Source organism: Sphingomonas sp. STIS6.2, assembly GCF_000732685.2.
Lineage (GTDB): Bacteria > Pseudomonadota > Alphaproteobacteria > Sphingomonadales > Sphingomonadaceae > Sphingomonas > Sphingomonas aerolata.
In genome coordinates this window covers 98,455-118,249 of the sequence record NZ_JPDP02000022.1, presented here as the reverse complement: position 1 = coordinate 118,249, position 19,795 = coordinate 98,455, and the positions used below count along the sequence as shown (strand labels likewise).

Sequence of the window (19,795 nt, the reverse complement as noted above, 5' to 3'; positions counted from 1 at the left end):
TGCGCGCGTCAGGACGCGTCGGGTGTGTGAAGCGCTTTGGTCATCGGCACGAACGGAACCGCGATTCCGTCCGCGTCGACGGTGATCCCGGGCTCCGCGACGAAGCCGTGGCTTTCGTAGAAGGGGACTCCCGACAACGTCGCCATCAGTGCAAGCTTGTCGAACCCCGCCTTCCGCGCGGCCGCCTCGCTCGCCGCCATGATCGCCGATCCCACCCCGCGCCGCGCAAAGCCCGGGGCGGTGAACATCGCACGAATCCGCGCCGCATCCTGCCCCGGCACCAGCAGCGCGGCGGACCGGTCGGCATAGCGGTCGCCGCCGAACAAAGTGGCGAAGCGGCTCCACCCGCCGCACCCCGCCAGCGCGCCGTCGATCTCCGCGACGAGGTAGCTGCCGTCGTCGACCAGATCGGTGTCGACCCCGAAGATCGTCCGGATCGCACTCGCCAGCGCATCGGGGGCGTAGAAGCCCTGCCCCAACGTCGCCGCCGACGTCGCGATCAGCTGCTCCAGCGCGGGGACATCCTCGCGCCGGGCCGCCCGGATCATCACCCCGCCCGTCGTCGCCGTGCTCATTCTCATGCCGATCACGCCGCCACCCGGTCCGGCCGCGCGCCCAGATCGGCCCGTTGCAGCCCCGCGATCGCGGCGATCGCGTGATGCGCGGACTGGACCGCGCCTTCCTGCCATCCCGGCGTCTGGCTCAGCGCGGCGCTGGCAAAGACGGTGCGGCCCGCGGGCTGGCACAACAGACGATAGCCTTCGGTATCGATATCACCCTCCTGATGTCCCGCCATCCCGACGAACCAGTTCGGCCACGGCCCCAGGCTGTACGGGATCTTGTTCCAGTTGACCGCGACGCCGTTGATCAGGTCCTTGCCATGCCCCGGGTGCAGCCGCTCGACCGCCGCGCGCGCACGCTCGACCTGGTCGGCGATCGGCAGCTTCGCAAAGCCCTCCGCCCGCTCGCCCGAGGTATAGCAGGCCAGCAGCATCCCGCGCGGACTGAACAGCCCTGCGCTCGGATACCAGATCAGCGACGTCTCGCCGCCGACGAACGAGATGCCGCCATAGATCTGGTCCTGTTCCCAGAAGCGCGGCGAATCGAACGCGACCTTGTTCGAATGGTCGTACACCACGCCCGCAATCGCCTGCGCGACGGGTTTCGCGAAGTCGCAGTCGACCTTGGCGAGCACCGGAAAGGGGATGGTGCAGACCGCGAAATCGGCGCGCGCGATCCGGCCCGCGCCCGTCTTCGTATCGCGCCAGGCGATCTCGACGCCATCGGGGCGGTTGCGGATCCGCGTCACGTCCGCGCCGCGCACCACCTTGCGCCTCAGCGCGCGCTCGAACCCCGCCGGGATCCGGTCCATCCCGCCGACCGGCTGGAACATCGTCGCCTGCATGTAGACATTGTCCTCGAACAGCATCGCCGGCAGCTGTTCGTTGGCGAGCAGCCGGTCGAGCGGCATCGGCGCGGGCGGTCGCGCGAAGACGCCGACGCCCGCGTCTGGAAACGCCTGGAACCCCGATCGCAACGTCCCTGCGAAATGCCCCGTCGCATCGAGATCGCCGTACGTCTTGAGGAACGGCAGCAGCGCCTGCTTGTCCGCCGGGCTCAGGCTCTGGTCGAGCGCACCCTGGTTGACCGCCTTCATCAGCAGTTCGGCGACATGCCCGCGCGTGTCGTTGATCGCGGTGCGCATCCGCACCTTGTCGCCCTTCTGCCCCATCAGGAAGGCGCTGCGGCTCGAATTGATCTCGACCTCGAGCGGGACGCCAAGCTTGCCGCAATAGCCGAGGATGCGGTGGTGGAAGCTCGGCAGCCGCGCCGGCCCGGCATTGAAATAGGCGCCGTCGGAGAAGCGCGCGACCTGGTCCGCCTCGCCGTCCATCACGATCCGGTCACCGTCGCGCACCGTCCAGTTGCGCCCGCCGACCCGGTCGCGCGCCTCGAGCACGGTGACGTCGAACCCCGCCTGCTGCAGCTCATAGGCGGCGACCAGCCCGGCGATCCCCGCGCCCAGCACGATCACCGACCGCCCCTTGCCAAAGCCGGCGGGCAGATCGGGCATCGGCGCCGCCGCCGCGACATTGCCCGCGATCCCCAGCGCCTCCATCGCGCCGAAGGTCGCGGCCGCGCCGCCCGCCATGCCGATATGCTGTAGGATCGATCGCCGCGTGATCATCTGTGAGTCCGCCCCGTTTGCGCGGCCTCGACCGCGCGTCCCCTGGAAAGTCGCTCACCTTCGCGTCGTCCGTCCTGTTGGCTCGGATCCGCGGCACACTCCCCCGGCGACCGGCGCGTTGCCCGCACCAGCTCGTTATCGTTCGTCCCTGCGTTTTGTTATGACCGCATGACACCCCAATTGAATCGATCGCGCAAGCAGTTTTTGTCCTGTTTCGCGCGCATCCCGGTGCTATTGTTACGTACAAGGAGATTGCTGTATTCCAATCCATCGCTCCGCCGCCGTGCGGTGCCGGTTAGTCCATCATGCACGGCGCAGGCCGGGGCAATCGGCCGAGCCCGCGGCAACCCGCACCCGCCATCCCGCGTTAAGCCCGCGCACATGATCAAGGTCGCCAGCTATAATATCCACAAGGGCATCGGTCTCGACCGCCGCCGGAACCCCGAACGCGTGGTCGAGGTGCTGCGCGAGATCGACGCCGACGTCATCGCGCTGCAGGAGGCGGATCGCCGGTTCGGCACGCGCGCCTGCGTGCTGCCCTATCACCTGCTCGAGGAGCATAGCGACTGGAAGCCGATCCCAGTCAGCCTCAGCGCGCTCAGCATGGGGTGGCACGGCAATGTCGTGCTGGTGCGCAAGTCGGCGGTGATCGTCGACAGCGAGGCGATCCACCTGCCCTCGCTCGAGCCGCGCGGCGCGGTGATGGCGGACGTGCGGACCACGGGCGGGATGATCCGCGTCGTCGGCATGCATCTCGACCTGTCGGGGCTGTGGCGACGGCGTCAGGCGGCGGCGGTGCTCGCGCATGTCGACGCCTGCGCGACCCGCCACCCTACCGTGCTGATGGGCGACCTCAACGAATGGAGCGCGGGCTCGGGCTGTCTGCGCGACTTCGGCCGCGACTTCGCGTTTGCCGATACCGGCGCGAGCTTCCATTCGCGCCGCGCGATCGCCCGGCTCGACCGGATCATGGCGTCGCGCGACCTGCGCATCGCCAGCTGCGGCGTGCACAGCAGCGCCGCGGCGCGCAAGGCGTCGGATCACCTGCCGATCTGGGCGACGCTGGAACCCGCATGATCCGGACCGGCGCCGTCAGCTATCACCATTGCCCGGTCGGAGGCTGAGCGGGTGCGCGAGAAGGAACTCCGCCTCGCACTGGTCTGCTATGGCGGGATCAGCCTGGCCGTCTACATGCACGGCATCACCAAGGAGATCTGGCATCTCGTCCGCGCCAGCCACGGCCATCATGCCGGTGGCGACCGCGGGACCGGCAGCCAGGCGGTCTACCGCGACCTGCTCAACGAGATCGAGGCGCAGGGCGCGCTCAAGGTCCGCGTGCTCGCCGACATCATTGCCGGCGCCAGCGCGGGCGGGATCAACGGGATCTTCCTCGCCCAGGCGATCGCGACCGGGCAGAGCCTCGATCCGCTCACCGATCTCTGGCTGAGCTCGGCCGATGTCGAGGCGTTGATCGATCCCCATGCCGCGCCGCATTCGCGCTTCTCGAAGGCCTGGGCCCTGCCGCTCGCCTGGATGGCGGCGGGGCGCAGCGCGGACAAGGTCCAGACGCTCGACGACACGACGCGCGAGGAGGTGAAGGCCAAGCTGTCGCATTTCGTCCGCTCGCGCTGGTTCGAGCCCCCGTTCGGCGGTGCGACCTTTACCGGGCTGCTGCTCGACGCGTTCGACGCGATGGCCGCCAGCGAGCGCGGGCCGCGGCTGTTGCCGCCGGGCCAGCCGCTCGACCTGTTCGTGACGGTGACCGATTTCACCGGCCATCCCGAACGGCTCAAACTCAATTCGCCGCCCGAGGTGGTCGAGACCGAGCACCGCGTCGTCGTCGACTTTTCCGATCATGGCGCGCCGACCGACAGCCTGGCGGACATCCCCGAACTCGCCTTTGCCGCACGCGCGACATCGAGCTTTCCGGGTGCGTTCCCGCCGTTCATGGTCGCCGAGCTCGACGGCGTGCTCGCCGATCGCAAGACGTCCTGGGCGTCGCGCGATGCCTTCCTCAAGCGCATCCTGCCCCGCCAGTCGGCGACCAACGGCGCGGATCAGGTCGTGCTGATCGACGGGTCGGTGCTCGCCAATGCGCCGTTCCGCCCCGCGATCGACGCGCTGAAGGAACGCCCGGCGCGCCGCCAGATCGACCGCCGCTTCGTCTATATCGATCCGTCGCCGGGGATGAAGTTCCGCCTCCCGCCACAGAACGGCACGCCGGGCTTCTTCCAGACGATCATCGGCGCGATCAGCGAATTGCCGCGCCAGCAGCCGATCCGCGACAATCTCGACGCGATCGCCGCGCGCTCGGCGCAGATCGACCGGATGCGCGCGATCATCGATGCGATCCGCCCCGATGTCGAGGCGGAGGTCGAGCAGCTGTTCGGGCACACGCTGTTCCTCAACAGCCCGACCGCGGCGCGGCTCGCCAACTGGCGTGCGCGTGCGCAAAAGGCGGCGGCAAGCAGCGCGGGCTATGGCTATGCCGCCTATGGCCATCTGAAGGTCGCGGGCGTGGTCGAGACGCTGACCTCGCTGCTGTTCCACGCTGGCGGCGAACCCGGGCCGCAGCGCTGGAACCGGATCCGCGCGGCGATCGCGACCGCGGTGACGGCGAGCGGCGCCGAGGAGATCGGCGCGGCGCATGGCGGCGGCGCGAGCCCCGCGACGATCGCGTTCCTGCGACGCTTCGATCTCGGCTTCCGGATCCGCCGGCTGCGCCTGATGGCACGCCGCCTGACGGTGCTCGAGGCCGAGGTCGAGGAGGTCGCGCTCGCGCCGATCCGCGACGCGATCTATGCGTCGCTGTCGGACTATCTCGAATGCCAGCGGACCGATGCGCATGCCGCGCTGCGCCGCGAGGTCCGCACGCTGCGCGACGACGCGATGCCGCTGCTCGACGCATTGGCCGCCTCGCTCGACCTCAACCGCCGCGATGCCGAGACCGATGTACGGCTCGCGGAGGCGTTCGTCGCGCTCGACCGACCGGTGCGCCGCTCGATGCTGCTCGCCTATCTCGGCTTCCCCTATTTCGACACCGCGACGCTGCCGCTGCTGCAGGGTGAGGGGCTCGACGAATTCGATCCCATCAAGGTCGACCGGATCGCCCCCGACGACGCGGTCGCGATTCGCTCGGGCGGGGCGGAGGCGACGCTGAAGGGGATCCAGTTCAACAGCTTCGGCGCGTTCTTCAGCCGCGCCTACCGCGAGAACGACTATCTCTGGGGCCGGCTGCACGGTGCCGAACGGATGATCGACATCACCGTCTCGACGCTGCCCCCGTCGGTGCGGATGAAGCCCGGCCGCGTCGCCGCGATCAAGCGCGCTGCGTTCCTCGCCATCCTCGACGAGGAGGAGGAACGGCTGACCGCGGTGCCCGGCCTGTTCGCGGATCTGCGGCGCGAGATCGGCTGAAACGCACGGCCCGTGACCGCCGGCCCGGTCCGGAACAGGGTTAAGTTGGCGCAAGGCTGGCCAAAAGCGGACGGCGGCTTTACCCCCGGGCGGATGCAAGGGGATAAGTCATGCAGTTCCTGAAGATCCTGTTCTGGTGCCTGCTGGCGTTCATCGCCGCAGTCTTCACCATCGCCAACTGGGCGACCGTGCCGATCCGGCTCTGGGGCGGCCTGATCGCCGACGTGAATCTGCCGATGCTGTTGCTGGTCACGTTCCTGATCGGGTTCCTGCCGACCTTGCTCTACAATCTCGCGATGCGCTGGCGCCTGCGTCAGCGGCTCGCGACCGCGGAGCGGACGATCCTCGACCTGCGCGCCGCGCATGCCGTGCCGCCGGTGGGCTACCCTACCCCGTCCTATCCGACTCCGTCCTACCCTGAGGAACCGGCCGTCGCGTCCGCCATCCCGCCCGCCGCCGCGCCGACCGCGGTCCCGCCGGGAGTCGCATGATGAGCAGCCCTATCTATGTCGCGATCGACACCCCCGATCTGGCCCGCGCCAAGGCGATCGCCGGGCGCGTCCGCCACCATGTCGGCGGGATCAAGCTCGGTCTCGAATTCTTCTGCGCACACGGCCAGCCCGGCGTGCATGCGATGGCCGAGTTCGACCTGCCGATCTTCCTCGACCTCAAGCTCCACGACATTCCCAATACCGTCGCCAAGGCGGTGCAGGCGCTAGGCGGGCTCGCCCCCGCGATCCTGACCGTCCATGCCAGCGGCGGTCGCGCGATGCTCGAGGATGCGAAGGCCGCCGCGCCGGTCGGGACCAAGGTGATCGCGGTGACGATGCTCACCAGCCTCGATGTGTCCGATCTCACCGCCACCGGGATCACCGGCAGCGCGCACGACCATGTCGCACGGCTGACCGAACTGGCGCGCGACTCCGGGGTCGACGGCATCGTCTGCTCGGGCGCCGAAGTCGCCGCGGCCAAGGCGATCTGGCCCAAGGGGTTCTTCGTCGTGCCCGGCGTCCGCCTGCCCGACGGCCATGTCGGCGACCAGAAGCGCGTCGTCACCCCGCGCGCGGCGCTCGACGCCGGCGCCTCGATCCTCGTGGTCGGTCGCCCGATCACCCAGGCCGAAGACCCCGACACCGCCGCGCGCGCGATCGCCGCGACGCTCTGACCCCCACCGTCCACGGTCATCCTGACCCTCTACCCCCGTCATCCTGACGAAAGTCAGGATCCAGAGTAACGCACGCTGGCGGCCATGGCTCTGGATCCTGACTTTCGTCAGGATGACGGACGGTTTGCGGGACAGGTTCACGCCGCCTCCGCCGAAAGGCACCGAAGGAACATCATGACTACCGCCAAGATCTGCGGCCTCTCGACCCCCGCGACGCTCGACGCCGCGATCCGGCACGGGGCGAGCCATGTCGGCTTCGTCTTCTTCCCCGCCTCGCCGCGCCACGTGACCTTCGACAAGGCCGCCGAACTCGCCGCGCGCGTGCCCGGCCATGTCGCCAGGGTCGGCGTGTTCGTCGATCCCGAGGACGAGATGCTCGAACAGGCGATCGCATCCGCGGCGCTCGACGTGCTGCAGCTCCACAAGGTCACGCCCGCACGCGCCGCCGCGATCCGCGCGCGGTTCGGGATCGAATTGTGGGTCGCCGTCGCAGTGCGCACGCGCGGCGATCTCGACGGTGCGCACGCGTTCGTCGGTGTCGCGGATCGCATCCTCTACGACGCGAAAACCCCCGATTCGGCCGCGCTGCCCGGTGGGATGGGACTGCGCTTCGACTGGGACCTGCTCGACGGGTTCCGGCATCCGCTGCGCTGGGCGCTGTCGGGCGGGCTCGACCCGGCGAATGTCGCCGAGGCGATCCGGCGGACCGGCGCCGAACTGGTCGACGTGTCCTCGGGGGTAGAGAGCGAACCCGGCACGAAGGACGAAGCGAGGATCGCGGCATTTCTGAAGGCAGTCGCTGCGCTCTAGCACCACCCCGGCGAAGGCCGGGGCCCAGTTGGGGACGGTGCATTGCCGGGTCCTGCCCGTCACCACGACCTTCCCGACTGGACCCCGGCCTTCGCCGGGGTGGTGCGTATCAGAAACGCTAGGGGTGACAGCGTTTTCCGAAATGCTAAAGCGCTCCGCATGAACGCTCCCAATTCCTACCGCGCCCAGCCCGACGAACGCGGCCATTTCGGCGATTTCGGCGGCCGTTACGTCGCCGAGACGCTGATGCCGCTCGTCCTCGAACTCGACGAGGCGTACCGCGCCGCCAAGGCCGACCCTGCGTTCAAGGCGCAGTTCGACGACCTGCTCGAACATTATGTCGGCCGCCCGAGCCCGCTCTACTACGCCGAACGCCTCACCGAGGCCCTGCGCGAGTCCGCTCCCGAGGGCATGGGCGCGCAGATCTGGTTCAAGCGCGACGAGCTCAATCACACCGGCGCGCACAAGATCAACAACTGCATCGGCCAGATCCTGCTCGCGATCCGGATGGGCAAGACGCGGATCATCGCCGAGACCGGCGCGGGCCAGCACGGCGTCGCGACCGCGACCGTCTGCGCGCGCTTCGGCCTGCCTTGCGTGATCTACATGGGCGCCAAGGACGTCGAGCGTCAGGCGCCCAACGTGTTCCGCATGAAGCTGCTCGGCGCGGAAGTCCGTCCCGTGACCAGCGGCGCGCACACGCTGAAGGACGCGATGAACGAGGGGATGCGCGACTGGGTCGCGAACGTCCACGACACCTTCTACATCATCGGCACCGCGGCCGGCCCGCACCCCTATCCCGAGATGGTCCGCGATTTCCAGTCGGTGATCGGCACCGAGGCGCGCGCGCAGATGCTCGACCGCGTCGGCCGCCTGCCCGACCTGCTCGTCGCCGCGATCGGTGGCGGATCGAACGCGATCGGGCTGTTCCACCCGTTCCTCGACGATGCCGATGTCGCGATGCTCGGCGTCGAGGCGGCGGGCCATGGGCTCGACAAGCAGCATGCGGCGAGTCTTGCGGGCGGCTTCCCCGGCGTGCTCCACGGCAACAAGACCTATCTGCTGCAGGACGAGGACGGCCAGATCACCGAGGCGCATTCGATCTCGGCGGGGCTCGACTATCCGGGCATCGGCCCCGAGCATGCCTGGCTGCGCGACATCGGCCGCGTCGACTATGACAGCGCGACCGATCAGGATGCGCTCGAAGCGTTCCAGCTGCTCTGCCGGACCGAGGGCATCATCCCCGCGTTGGAGCCGAGCCACGCCATCGCGACGGTGACCAAGAAGGCGCGCACGATGCGGCAGGACCAGATCATCCTGGCGAACCTGTGCGGCCGCGGCGACAAGGACATCTTCACAGTGGCCGAAGCGCTCGGGGTGGCGATTTGAGCCGCCTCGCCGCCACCTTTGCGCGCACCGCGGCCGAGAACCGCGCTGCGCTCGTCGCGTTCGTTACCGCGGGCGATCCCTCGACCGCCGCGACGCCGGCGATCCTCGACGCGCTCGTCGCGGGCGGCGCCGATGCGATCGAGCTCGGCATGCCGTTTACCGACCCGATGGCCGATGGCCCCGCGATCCAGGCCGCCAATATCCGCAGCCTCGCGCAGGGGACGCGCACCGCGGACATCCTCGCGATCGCCACCGCCTTCCGCGCGCGCCATCCCGAGACGCCGCTGGTGCTGATGGGATACGGCAACCCGATGCTGCGGCGCGGCGCCGACTGGTTCGCGCAGGCCGCCGCGGCTGCGGGCGTCGACGGCGTGATCTGCGTCGACGTGCCGCCCGAGGAAGACGATGCGCTTGGGCCCCAGCTGCGCGCCGCCGGGATCGACCTGATCCGCCTCGCCACCCCGACCACCGACGCGGCCCGGCTGCCGACCGTGCTCGATGGCGCGAGCGGGTTCCTCTATTACGTCTCGGTCGCGGGCATCACCGGGCTGCAACAGGCGCAGCAATCCTCGATCGAGGACGCGGTCGCGCGGCTGAAATCGCAGACCGACATCCCGGTCGCGGTCGGCTTCGGCATCCGCACCCCCGAACAGGCGGCGAACGTCGCGCGCGTCGCCGACGGCGTCGTGGTCGGCTCGGCGATCGTCGAGCTGGTCGCGCAGCACGGCACCGCTGCGGCCGAGCCCGTCCGCGCCTATATCACGTCTCTCGCCGATGCCGTCGCGTCCGCAAGAAAGGAAATTCGCATGGAGATCGGCGCATGAGCTGGCTCAACAGCGTCCGCAACGTCCTGCCGTTCGTCGCCAAGCGCGAGACGCCCGAAAATCTCTGGCACAAGTGCAAGGGCTGCGGGCAGATGGTCTTCACCAAGGAGCTGGAGGAAAATCTCCACGTCTGCCCAAAATGCGACCATCACGACCGAATCGGCCCGAAGATCCGGTTCGCACAGCTGTTCGACGAAGGCAGCTGCAGCGAGCTGCCCGCGCCCCCGGTGCCCGAGGATCCGCTCAAGTTCCGCGACCAGAAGCGCTACACCGATCGCCTCAAGGCCGCGCGGACCGACAACAGCGAGCGTGACGCGCTGGTCAATGCCCGCGGCGCGATCGACGGCCACCGCGTCGTCGTCGGCGTGCAGGATTTCGGCTTCATGGGCGGATCGATGGGCCTCGCGGTCGGCGAAGCCTTCGTCCGCGGCGTCGAGGCCGCGATCGAGGACCGCGTACCCTATGTGATCTTCACCGCCAGCGGTGGCGCACGCATGCAAGAGGGCATCCTCAGCCTGATGCAGATGCCGCGCAGCACCGTTGCGATCCAGATGCTCCACGATGCCGGCCTGCCCTATATCGTCGTGCTGACCGATCCGACCTCGGGCGGCGTGATGGCGGCCTATGCGATGCTCGGCGACGTCCAGATCGCCGAACCCAAGGCGACTTTGGCCTTCACCGGCCGCCGCGTGATCGAGAGCACGATCCGCGAGAAGCTGCCCGAGGATTTCCAGACGTCGGAATATTATCTCGAACACGGGATGATCGACATGGTCGTCCACCGGAAAGACCTGCGCGAACAGCTCGGCACCGTCATCGGCTATCTGAGCGCCCGCGAAGCGGCGTAACCTACGCCCTCTCCCCTCGGGGGAGAGGGTCGGGGTGAGGGGCAGCCCAGCACTGCTGCACCCGGAACCGCCCCTCATCCCAGCCCTCTCCGCGGAGGGGAGAGGGAGCTTACCCGACGCCCCCTCCCCGGAGGGGAGAGGGAGCCTATCATGCCCGACCACGCCACCTCCTCATCCCCCGCCGTCCAGGGACAGCTCGACCGGCTGACAGCGCTGTCCCCCGGCGCCGACATCCTCGGCCTCGAGCGCATCACCGCGTTGCTGGCGCGGCTCGGCGACCCGCATCTGTCGCTGCCGCCGGTGTTCCATGTCGCGGGCACCAACGGCAAGGGATCGACCTGCGCGTTCCTGCGCGCCGCGATCGAGGCGGCGGGGCTCAGCGTCCATGTCTATTCGAGCCCGCACCTCGTCCGCTTCAACGAACGCATCCGCCTCGCCGGCCGGCTGATCGACGACGACGCGCTCGCCGCGCTGCTGTCCGAGGTGCTCGACTACGCCGCGGACCTGCAGGCGAGCTTCTTCGAGGTCACCACCGCCGCCGCCTTCCTCGCCTTCGCGCGCACCCCCGCCGCGGCGACGATCGTCGAGGTCGGGCTGGGCGGCCGGCTCGACGCGACCAACGTCATCCCGAACCCCGTCGTCACCGGCATCGCCGCGCTCGGGATCGACCATCAGGCGTTTCTCGGCGACACGCTGCTCGCCATCGCGGGCGAGAAGGCGGGCATCGCCAAGCGCGGCGTGCCGCTCGTCACGATGGACTATGCCCGCCCGCTGCGCGCGCGGATCGCGGGAATCGCCGAGGCGGCGGGCGCCCCCGTCCTCGCGCGCGGCACCGCCTGGACGAGCGAGACGACGCGCACGACGATGCGCTACACCGATGCGGGCGGCACGCTCGTCACCAACCGCCCGCGGCTGGTCGGCCTGCACCAGTCGCGCAACCTCGCGCTCGCGATCGCGATGCTGCGGCACCAGACGGCGCTCGCCATCCCCGAGGCGGCGATGCGCGCCGCCGCGGACGCCGCGCACTGGCCCGCGCGGATGCAGCGCCTGTCCAACGGCCCGCTCCACGCGCGACTGCCCGCCGGCAGCGACCTGTGGCTCGACGGCGCGCACAATCCCAATGCCGCACAGCCGGTCGCGCGCGTGCTGCGGACGCTGGCGGCAGGCCGTCCCGCAACGCTGGTACTCGGCATGCTCGCGAACAAGGATGCCGACGCGGTGCTCGACATTCTCGGCCCGCAGGTCGGCCACGTCGTCGCGCTCCCCGTCCCGGGTCATGCGCACCACGCCCCGGACGCGCTGGCGGCGATCGCCCGACGCGCCGGGTGCAGCGCAGAGACCGCCGCGACGCCGGCCGAGGCGCTCGACCGCATCGCCGCGCAGGGTGACGCGCCGCAGTTCGTGCTGATCGCCGGTTCGCTCTATCTCGCGGGCGAAGTGCTCGCGGGCAACGACGAGCTGCCGCACTGAACCCTTATTGCTATTGACTATCAATAACGAACAAGCGACCTTGGTCTTGTAACCACGGAGTCGCGTATATGACCGATGCCAACCGCTTTGCCGGCACGACGCTTGCCAGCATGACGACGGTGCTGCCGCATCCACTGCCATCGTGCGAAAATGCGCGGGTCGCGCTGTTCGCGATGCGGCGGATGGGTGCGAACGGGCTTGGCGACGCGCGTGCCGCGCACACGCTGTTCACCGCCTTCGGACAGGGGTTTCGCCGGCCGCTGATCCTGATGCGCGCACTGATGGCCGATCTGGCGGGCAGCGCGGCGGGGACGATCGCGATCGCGCCCTGCTGCTGCGCGCGGATGACGCCCGCGGAGGCGGCGTTGCTGTCGATCCTCGCGCGGGTCGAGACCGCGCCCGACACCGCGCGGCTGCTGATGACCGACCTGCTCGGCGTCCGCCGCGTCGACGGCGTCCTCACCAGCGCCGCCGCAGTCGCCGCCGCCTTCGCGGACGAGGGGCGCCCGGTTACGGGCTGAACCGGGCTAGACCGGCTCGCCCGCGCGGGCGTCGCCTTCCCCCTCGACGCCGGCGCTGCCGATCGAGCGATCGATCATGCCCGAACGGCACATCCACCAGAACAGCGCCACGCCCGGGAGGGCGAGCGCCGTCGTCAGCAGATAGAAGTCGACATAGCCGATCGCCTCGATCAGCGCGCCCGCCGTCGTGCCCGTGACGATCCGGCCGACGATGCTGGCGGCCGCCGAAATCAGCGCGAACTGGGCAGCGGTGAAGCGCAGGTCGCACAGCGCGGAGAAATAGGCGATGACCACGACTCCGCCAAAGCCGCTTGCGGCATTCTCGAAACCGATCGCGGCCGCCATGCCGAGATTGGAATGGCCCGATGCCGCCAGCGCTGCGAACGACAGGTTCGATACCCCCATCAGCACCAGCGACAGCAGGACGGACCGCTTCATGCCCATCCGCGCATAGAGGATACCACCGATCAGGATCCCGACGAGATAGGCGATGAAGCCGATGCCGACGTCATAGAAGGCGATCTCGTCGCCGGTGAAGCCCAGATCGTCGAACAACAGTCGCAGCGTCAGGTTCGCCAGCGTGTCGCCGACCTTGAAGATCAGGATGAAGGCGAGGACGACGAACGCGCCCTCCCGCGAAAAGAACTGGACGAAAGGCCCCCAGATCGCCCGAAGCCCCTCGGCAAGGCCGCGGCGTTCGATCGTCGGACGACGGCGCTGCGGCTCGCCGAGCACTAGCCCGGCAATCACCGCAGGCAGTGCGAACATGGCGCAGGCAAGATAGGCCGCGCTCCATCCGGCCCGCTCGGCCACGACCAGCGCCAGCGCACCTGCCCCTGCCGAGCCGATCCGCCAGCCATATTGGCTCATGCCGGACCCGATGCCGAGTTGCCGCGGCTCGAGGATCTCGATCCGGAACGCGTCGATCACGATGTCGAACGTCGCCCCGGCTGCGCCGACCAGGATCGCGGCGGTGGCGGTCTGCGCGATGCTCGCCGCCGGATCGACCAGCGCGAGATTGACCAGCGCCGCAACAACCAGCGCGGCGGTCAGGATCAGCCACGACACCCGCTGCCCCAGCCGGCCAATTACGGGCAACCGCACGCCGTCGACCATCCAGGCCCAGAGGAATTTGAGGTTATAGACGAGGAAGGCGAGGCTGAACGCGGTCACCGTCTTCTTGTCGATGCCGCTTGCCGCGAGGCGCGTCGTCAGCGTCGCGCCGATCATCGCATAGGGAAAGCCCGACGAGATCCCCAATGCCAGTGCCGCCAGCGGCGCTCGCTCGAAATAGGGCCGCACGCCGTCACCCCAGCTCTTGGCTGCCATCTCGTCCATCGCCCTACGCTCCCACTCACTTGGGCGGGACCCTAGCGGCAATTTGCGGATGCGCTACCCGTCAGCCGATCAGGCCGCCGCGCGTGCCGTCAGACGGGCGCGCTGAACAGTCGCAGGCCCGAGGGCAGCTTCTTCGGCTCACTCCCCGCCATCCGTGCCTCGATCGCCGCGATCGCGGCGAGCAGGTCGCGCTGCGAATAGGGTTTGGAAAGACAGCCCGCTGCCAGCGTCGTCGCCTCGACCGGGCAATTGCCCGTGACGAACAGCACCGGCACCCCGCGTTCGAGCGCAGCCCGCGCCACGTCGAGCCCCGATCCGTCGCTCAAACTGACATCGGCGAGGATCAGGTCGATCGCGGACTCGCTTTCGATCACCGCCAGTGCATCGCTGACCCGGTCGACCGTCGCGACCACGGTGAATTTCGATTCGGTCAGGAAATATTCGGTGTCGAACGCGACCAGCGGTTCGTCCTCAACAACCAGCAAGCGGATGATCAGCCGCTTCTTCTTTGCGAACAGCATCGACATCACGCCCCTTCGCGCAACGAATGGTCGTTACGCCCATGCGACATAACGCACCGCACCACGAAGGGACGCAAATATTTTCGCGCTGCACCCCGATCCATAGTATCAGCCGCGCCATGACGACTTCAAAAGACGATAACCCGACTGCCAGCCCGTCGCACGACGCGCCCGCAACAGCCCCCGCAGTCCCCATCAAGGGCGACCGCATCGCCAAACTACTCGCCCGCGCGGGCGTCGCATCGCGCCGCGACATCGAACGGATGATCGCCGAGGGGCGCGTCGCGCTCAACGGCACCACGCTCGACACGCCGGCGACGATCCTGCGCAACCTTGCCGGCGTCACCGTCGACGGCGATCCGGTCGAGGCGCCCAGCGCGGCGCGGCTGTTCCTCTATCACAAGCCGACCGGCCTGCTCGTCACCGAGCGCGATCCGGCGGGCCGGACGACGATCTATGACCGCCTGCCGCGCGAACTGCCGCGACTCGTTCCCGTCGGCCGGCTCGATCTCAACACCGAGGGGCTGTTGCTGATGACCACCGACGGTGGCCTCAAGCGCCAGCTCGAACTCCCCGCGACCGGCGTCGAGCGCGCCTATCGCGCCCGCGCCTATGGCAACATCACCCAGCCACAGCTCGAGGAGCTGATCGAGGGGATCGAGATCGAGGGCGTCCGCTACGGCTCGATCAACGCCAATATCGAACGTCGCACCGGCGCGAACGTCTGGATCGAGATGATCCTGACCGAGGGCAAGAACCGCGAAGTCCGCCGCGTGCTCGAACATCTGGGTCTCCAGGTCTCGCGCCTGATCCGCACCCGCTACGGTCCGTTCGTGCTCGGTGATCTCGCCCCCGGCCAGATCGGCGAGGTGCTCCAGCACGACGTCGTCGCCTTCCAGAAGGAACTCGCGCGCGGCAAGCCCGAGGGCCCCGGCGCGCGTCCGAACATCGGCATCAGCGCCAGCGCCGGCGCGGGCGCGGGGATCGGCGCCAAGTCGCCCCAGCGTGGCGCCAACGCCCCCCGTCCCGCCCCCTCGGCCAGGCCAGCGACCCCAACACGCCAGCCCGCGCGCAGCCCCTATGCGGCGCCGGCAAGCTCGGGCTTCTCGAGCGGCGCAGCACCGGTCGACCGTGCCGCACGGCCCGCCCGCCCGGCCCGGCCCGAGCGCATCCGCCCGACCGCGGCGATGGTCCGCGGCGACGTCACCGATCCCTGGGCCAAGCCCGATGCACGCGGCGGCAGTCGTGCGGCCGCGACGCATCACGCCCAGCCGACCGGCGCCGGCGCCGGCCGCCCGACCTATCGCCAGGAGCGCGCGGACCGCGGCGAGGAACTGAGTACCAGCCCCAAGATCAAGCATTTCCGCGCCGCCAAGCCGCCCCGCGACCGCGCCGCCCCGACCCGCGTCGGCGGCGGAGGTAGCGCCGGCACGACAGCCCCGCGCCGTCCCGACTCGCCCCAGCGCCAGGATCAGCAACGCGGCTTCCGCCCTCAGACGGACGACTCCCGCGCGCGGACCGGTCTCGACAAGCGTGCCGCGCGCAGTGCCGCGGGTCGCCCCGGTGCGGATCCCCGCCCGCCGCGCGACGCCGCACCGCGCCCCGAACGCGGCAGCCGTCCGCCTGCGCCCGGCAAGGGACCATCAGGGGGGCGCGGTCATCCGCCCCGCGCACCACGCGGAGGTAAACGCTGATGCGGATCATCGCAGGCCAGTATCGCGGCCGCCAGATCGTCGCGCCCAAGGGTGACGCGACCCGCCCGACCGCCGATCGCATGCGCGAGGCGCTGTTCTCGATGCTGACCAGCCGGGTCGGCAGTTTCGAAGGCCTCGCGGTCGCCGATCTCTTCGCGGGCTCGGGCGCGCTCGGGATCGAGGCCTTGTCGCGCGGTGCGGGATCGTGCCTGTTCGTCGAGCAGGACAAGCCCGCGCTCGATGCGCTGAAGGCCAATCTCGCCAAGCTCGGCATTCGCGGCGACGTCCGCGCGACCTCGGTGATGGCGATGGGCCCCGCGCCCGCGCCGCTCGACATCATCCTGATGGATCCGCCCTATGACACCGGGGCAGGCCTCGTCGCGCTCGACAAGCTTGCCCGGCTCGGCTGGACCAGCCCGGCGACGTGGATCAGCCTGGAGACGGCCAAGGCGGAGGTCGTCCAACTGCCGGGCTTCGAGGTCGACGCCACGCGCGTCCACGGCAAGGCGCGGCTGACGCTGCTGCGCCCCGCCTGACGTAACGGTCTCCCGCGCAAGCGGGAGACCCCGTCCTACGCGGCGGCGCGGCGCCCGACGATCAGCAGCCCGCCAAGGCTCAGCACCCCCGCGGCCATCAGATACACCCCGACCAGCCCCAGCCCGCGCGGCGCCAGCGCCTCCGCCACGATCGGCGCGAGCGCGCCGCCGAGCACGCCGCCAAGGTTGAACGTCATCGACACGCCGGTATAGCGCACGCCCGCCGGAAACAGGCTCGGCAGCCATCCGCCGAGCGGGCCATAGGCGAACCCCATCACGAACAGCGCGCCCGACAGCCAGAGCGATACCGTGACCAGCGATCCCGATCCCAGCATCGGCCCCATCAGCGCGCCTACGACGATACAGCCCGCAAACCCGATGCCGAGCATCCGCGCCGCCGAATAGCGATCCGCCAGCACGCTCGCGAGGATCACCCCTGCCGCGAGAAACCAGATCGCGACCAGCTCGACGCCAAGGAACGCCTCGCGCGAATAACCAAGCGTCTTGGTGCCGTAGCCAAGCGCGAACGCGGTCGCGAGATAGAAGAGCGCGAAACACGCGATCACTCCGAACGTCCCCGCCAGCGTCGCGCGCAGATGCCGCGTCAGCAGCTCGGCGATCGGCACGCGCGGGATTGCCTCGGTCTTCTCGGCTTCCAGAAACGCGGGCGTCTCGGTCAGCTTCAGCCGCACCCACAGCCCCAGCCCGACCAGCACCGCGCTGACCAGGAACGGGATCCGCCACCCCCAGGCAAGGAACTGCGCCTCGTCGAGGACCAGGCCGATGATCAGGAACAGCCCGTTGGCGGCGAGAAACCCGACCGGCGCGCCGAGCGGCGGGAACATGCCGAACGTGTTGCGGCGGTGCGGCGGCGCATTCTCGACCGCGAGCAGCGCGGCGCCACCCCATTCGCCGCCCAGCCCCAGCCCCTGCCCCAGCCGCATCAGGCAGAGCAGCGCCGGCGCCCACCAGCCGACTTGCGCATAGGTTGGCAGGAACGCGATCGCGACGGTCGATCCGCCCATCAGCAGCAGCGACGCGACCAGGGTCGACTTGCGCCCGACCCGGTCACCGAAATGCCCGAACAGCACCGCGCCCACCGGCCGCGCGACGAACGCCAGCCCGAACGTCGCATAGCTCAGCAGCAGCTGCGCCGACGCCGACTGGCCCGCGAAGAACAGCGGCCCGAACACGAGCGCCGCCGCGGTCGCGTAGATGTAGAAGTCGTAGAATTCGACCGCGGTGCCGACCAGGCTGGCGGCGAGGATGCGGCGGCTGGACCTAAGCGTGCTCATGCCGCGTGCATCGCCGCCCGCCGCCGCTCCGTCAATCGCGCGTACGTACTCAGCGGCCGAGCGCGTGCGCCACCCCGAGCAGCATCCAGTACAGCCCGCCCGACAACAGCATCGCGACCGGCAGCGTCATGATCCACGCCAGCCCCATGTTCACCAGCGTCCGCCGCTGCAGCCCGCCGCCATTCGCGACGCTCGAACCGGCGATCCCCGACGACAGGATATGCGTCGTCGACACGGGCAGGCCGAACCGGTCCGCCATCAGGATCGTCGCCGCCGCGACCAGCTCTGCCGAGGCACCCATGCCATAGGTCAAATGCGACTTGCCGATCCGTTCGCCGACGGTGACGACGATCCGCTTCCACCCGACCATCGTACCGAGCCCGAGCGCGAGCGCGACCGTGACCTTCACCCAGATCGGGATGTAGCGCGTCCCCTGCTCCAGCCCGCCGCCATAGGTTTTAAGCTCCGTGATCTCCTGCGCGGTAAAGCGCGCCTGCGCGGTCTTGTCGGCCGCGACCAGCTTGGTCGTGTCGAGCACGAGGTACATGTCGTTGCGCAGGTTCGACGTCGCCGCCGCGGGCACCTTGCCGAGCGAGCCATAGCCCTCGATCCGGCGGGTGACGTCGTTCGACAGCGTGGCGAGCGCGCCATAGACGACAGGCTCGGCGACCTGCTTGGATTTCAGCGCGGTGGTGACGCGCGCGCGGGCGGCCTCGACCGTCGCGGGCGTGCCGTCGGCATGCGCGGCATAGGCCGACGACGCCGCGCGGGCGCTCTGGACGAACGCCGGCGTCGCGCTTTCGGGCATCGTCCGGTTCAGCGCATAGGCGGTCGGTGCGCAGCCGATCAGGATGAGCATGATCAGCCCCATCCCCTTCTGGCCGTCATTGCTGCCATGCGCGAAGCTGACCGCGGTGCAGGTGCCGATCAGCAGCGCACGGATCCCGCGCGGCGGCGGCGTATCGCTCTCGGGCGCCTCGTACAGCTTGCGATCGCGCAGGAAGCGCTTCATCACCAGCAGCATCAGCAGCGCGCCGACAAAGCCGACCACCGGGCTGAACGCGAGTGCGGAGAGCACCTTGGTCACCTGCGCCATGTCGACGCCCGACGTGCCGTCCGCGCCGCCGTTGATCAGCTGGTTGGCGAGCCCGACGCCGAGGATCGAGCCGATCAGTGCGTGGCTCGACGAATTGGGCAGCCCGACCGCCCAGGTCGCGAGGTTCCACAGGATCGCCGCGAGCAGCAGTGCGAAGATCATCGCGAACCCGCCCGCGCTGCCGACGTTGAGGATCAGGTCGACCGGCAGCAGCGTGATGATCGAATAGGCGACCGCACCCGACGACGTCATCACGCCGACGAAGTTGAAGAAGCCCGACCAGACGACCGCGAGCGGCGCGGGCATCGAATGCGTGTAGATGACCGTCGCGACCGCATTGGCGGTGTCGTGGAAGCCGTTGACGAACTCGAACCCGAGCGCGATCAGCAGCGCGAGTCCGAGGAACGCGAACGCACCGACCGCGAGCGTCTCGCCGACCTGCGCGGTATCGGTGGCGATGCTGAACCCCGCATAGGCCAGCCCCCCCAGCAATATTGCCAAAAAGATCCAGCGCCCGGCCGGATGCAGATCATGATCGAGCCGCGGTCCGCTGCGCGGTGCGCGGTCGATCGCGTCGACCGTTAATGGGGAAGTAGCCATGATCGCGCAGTCGGCCCTAACGATTACAACTTTATGACAACGCGATGCATCGCCGCGCGGCGATACCAGAATGACACAGTGAC

The 19,795-nt window shown here is 69.4% G+C and carries 18 protein-coding genes; 12 read left to right on the top strand and 6 right to left on the bottom strand.

Annotated elements, in window-relative coordinates; all coding sequences use genetic code 11:
* Positions 1-8 precede the first annotated feature (8 nt).
* Positions 9-581 (bottom strand): GNAT family N-acetyltransferase, encoded by a 573-nt coding sequence (locus sphst_RS03450; protein WP_234387281.1) that lies wholly within the window; start codon positions 579-581, stop codon positions 9-11.
* A gap of 5 nt (positions 582-586) precedes the next feature.
* Positions 587-2,188: a flavin monoamine oxidase family protein gene (locus tag sphst_RS03445; protein WP_325049424.1), complete on the bottom strand. Its 1,602-nt coding sequence runs from the start codon at positions 2,186-2,188 to the stop codon at positions 587-589.
* A 381-nt stretch (positions 2,189-2,569) separates the two neighbouring features.
* Here sphst_RS03445 and sphst_RS03440 point away from each other — a divergent pair, with 381 nt between their 5' ends.
* The 10 genes from sphst_RS03440 (at position 2,570) to sphst_RS03395 (ending at position 12,632) form a co-directional block, all read left to right on the top strand.
* Complete coding sequence (locus sphst_RS03440) at positions 2,570-3,265, top strand: endonuclease/exonuclease/phosphatase family protein (protein WP_031441229.1); 696 nt, start codon at positions 2,570-2,572, stop codon at positions 3,263-3,265.
* A 51-nt stretch (positions 3,266-3,316) separates the two neighbouring features.
* A complete protein-coding gene (locus sphst_RS03435) occupies positions 3,317-5,605 on the top strand; it encodes a patatin-like protein (RefSeq protein ID WP_107045149.1) in 2,289 nt (762 codons plus the stop codon).
* A 110-nt stretch (positions 5,606-5,715) separates the two neighbouring features.
* The gene (locus sphst_RS03430) at positions 5,716-6,096 is read left to right on the top strand and encodes a LapA family protein (RefSeq protein WP_042467388.1); all 381 of its coding nucleotides are present in this window, start codon (positions 5,716-5,718) and stop codon (positions 6,094-6,096) included.
* Positions 6,096-6,770 (top strand): orotidine-5'-phosphate decarboxylase, encoded by a 675-nt coding sequence (gene pyrF / locus sphst_RS03425; RefSeq protein ID WP_031393719.1) that lies wholly within the window; start codon positions 6,096-6,098, stop codon positions 6,768-6,770. The genes sphst_RS03430 and pyrF overlap by 1 nt, the downstream gene beginning before the upstream one ends.
* Positions 6,771-6,944: 174 nt before the next feature.
* Positions 6,945-7,580 carry a phosphoribosylanthranilate isomerase gene (locus tag sphst_RS03420; RefSeq protein WP_031393718.1) on the top strand — a complete coding sequence of 212 codons (636 nt, stop codon included), beginning with the start codon at positions 6,945-6,947 and terminating at the stop codon, positions 7,578-7,580.
* Between the two features lie 159 nt (positions 7,581-7,739).
* Positions 7,740-8,969 (top strand): tryptophan synthase subunit beta, encoded by a 1,230-nt coding sequence (trpB, locus tag sphst_RS03415; RefSeq protein ID WP_031393717.1) that lies wholly within the window; start codon positions 7,740-7,742, stop codon positions 8,967-8,969.
* Complete coding sequence (gene trpA, locus sphst_RS03410) at positions 8,966-9,793, top strand: tryptophan synthase subunit alpha (protein WP_031441223.1); 828 nt, start codon at positions 8,966-8,968, stop codon at positions 9,791-9,793. Before trpB ends, trpA begins: the two co-directional genes overlap by 4 nt.
* A complete protein-coding gene (accD, locus tag sphst_RS03405) occupies positions 9,790-10,641 on the top strand; it encodes an acetyl-CoA carboxylase, carboxyltransferase subunit beta (RefSeq protein ID WP_031395022.1) in 852 nt (283 codons plus the stop codon). Before trpA ends, accD begins: the two co-directional genes overlap by 4 nt.
* A 150-nt stretch (positions 10,642-10,791) precedes the next feature.
* Positions 10,792-12,111: a bifunctional folylpolyglutamate synthase/dihydrofolate synthase gene (locus tag sphst_RS03400; RefSeq protein ID WP_107045148.1), complete on the top strand. Its 1,320-nt coding sequence runs from the start codon at positions 10,792-10,794 to the stop codon at positions 12,109-12,111.
* A gap of 68 nt (positions 12,112-12,179) precedes the next feature.
* Positions 12,180-12,632 carry a DUF6628 family protein gene (locus tag sphst_RS03395; protein ID WP_107045147.1) on the top strand — a complete coding sequence of 151 codons (453 nt, stop codon included), beginning with the start codon at positions 12,180-12,182 and terminating at the stop codon, positions 12,630-12,632.
* A gap of 6 nt (positions 12,633-12,638) precedes the next feature.
* On the opposite strand, the gene sphst_RS03390 is transcribed toward sphst_RS03395, so the two are convergent.
* Both sphst_RS03390 and sphst_RS03385 read right to left on the bottom strand, forming a co-directional pair.
* Positions 12,639-13,970 carry an AmpG family muropeptide MFS transporter gene (locus sphst_RS03390; protein WP_056680522.1) on the bottom strand — a complete coding sequence of 444 codons (1,332 nt, stop codon included), beginning with the start codon at positions 13,968-13,970 and terminating at the stop codon, positions 12,639-12,641.
* An 89-nt stretch (positions 13,971-14,059) separates the two neighbouring features.
* Positions 14,060-14,491: a response regulator gene (locus sphst_RS03385; RefSeq protein ID WP_031395459.1), complete on the bottom strand. Its 432-nt coding sequence runs from the start codon at positions 14,489-14,491 to the stop codon at positions 14,060-14,062.
* Between the two features lie 119 nt (positions 14,492-14,610).
* Here sphst_RS03385 and sphst_RS03380 point away from each other — a divergent pair, with 119 nt between their 5' ends.
* Together sphst_RS03380 and rsmD are read left to right on the top strand one after the other, a co-directional pair.
* Positions 14,611-16,185, top strand: coding sequence for a pseudouridine synthase (locus sphst_RS03380; protein WP_107045146.1), 1,575 nt, complete (start codon positions 14,611-14,613; stop codon positions 16,183-16,185).
* A complete protein-coding gene (gene rsmD / locus sphst_RS03375; RefSeq protein ID WP_037530705.1) occupies positions 16,185-16,721 on the top strand; it encodes a 16S rRNA (guanine(966)-N(2))-methyltransferase RsmD in 537 nt (178 codons plus the stop codon). The genes sphst_RS03380 and rsmD overlap by 1 nt, the downstream gene beginning before the upstream one ends.
* A gap of 35 nt (positions 16,722-16,756) precedes the next feature.
* Here rsmD and sphst_RS03370 read toward each other — a convergent pair whose 3' ends face one another.
* Together sphst_RS03370 and sphst_RS03365 are read right to left on the bottom strand one after the other, a co-directional pair.
* Positions 16,757-18,016 carry an MFS transporter gene (locus sphst_RS03370; RefSeq protein ID WP_107045145.1) on the bottom strand — a complete coding sequence of 420 codons (1,260 nt, stop codon included), beginning with the start codon at positions 18,014-18,016 and terminating at the stop codon, positions 16,757-16,759.
* A 49-nt stretch (positions 18,017-18,065) separates the two neighbouring features.
* Positions 18,066-19,712, bottom strand: coding sequence for an inorganic phosphate transporter (locus tag sphst_RS03365; protein ID WP_107045144.1), 1,647 nt, complete (start codon positions 19,710-19,712; stop codon positions 18,066-18,068).
* Between the last annotated feature and the right edge of the window lie 83 nt (positions 19,713-19,795).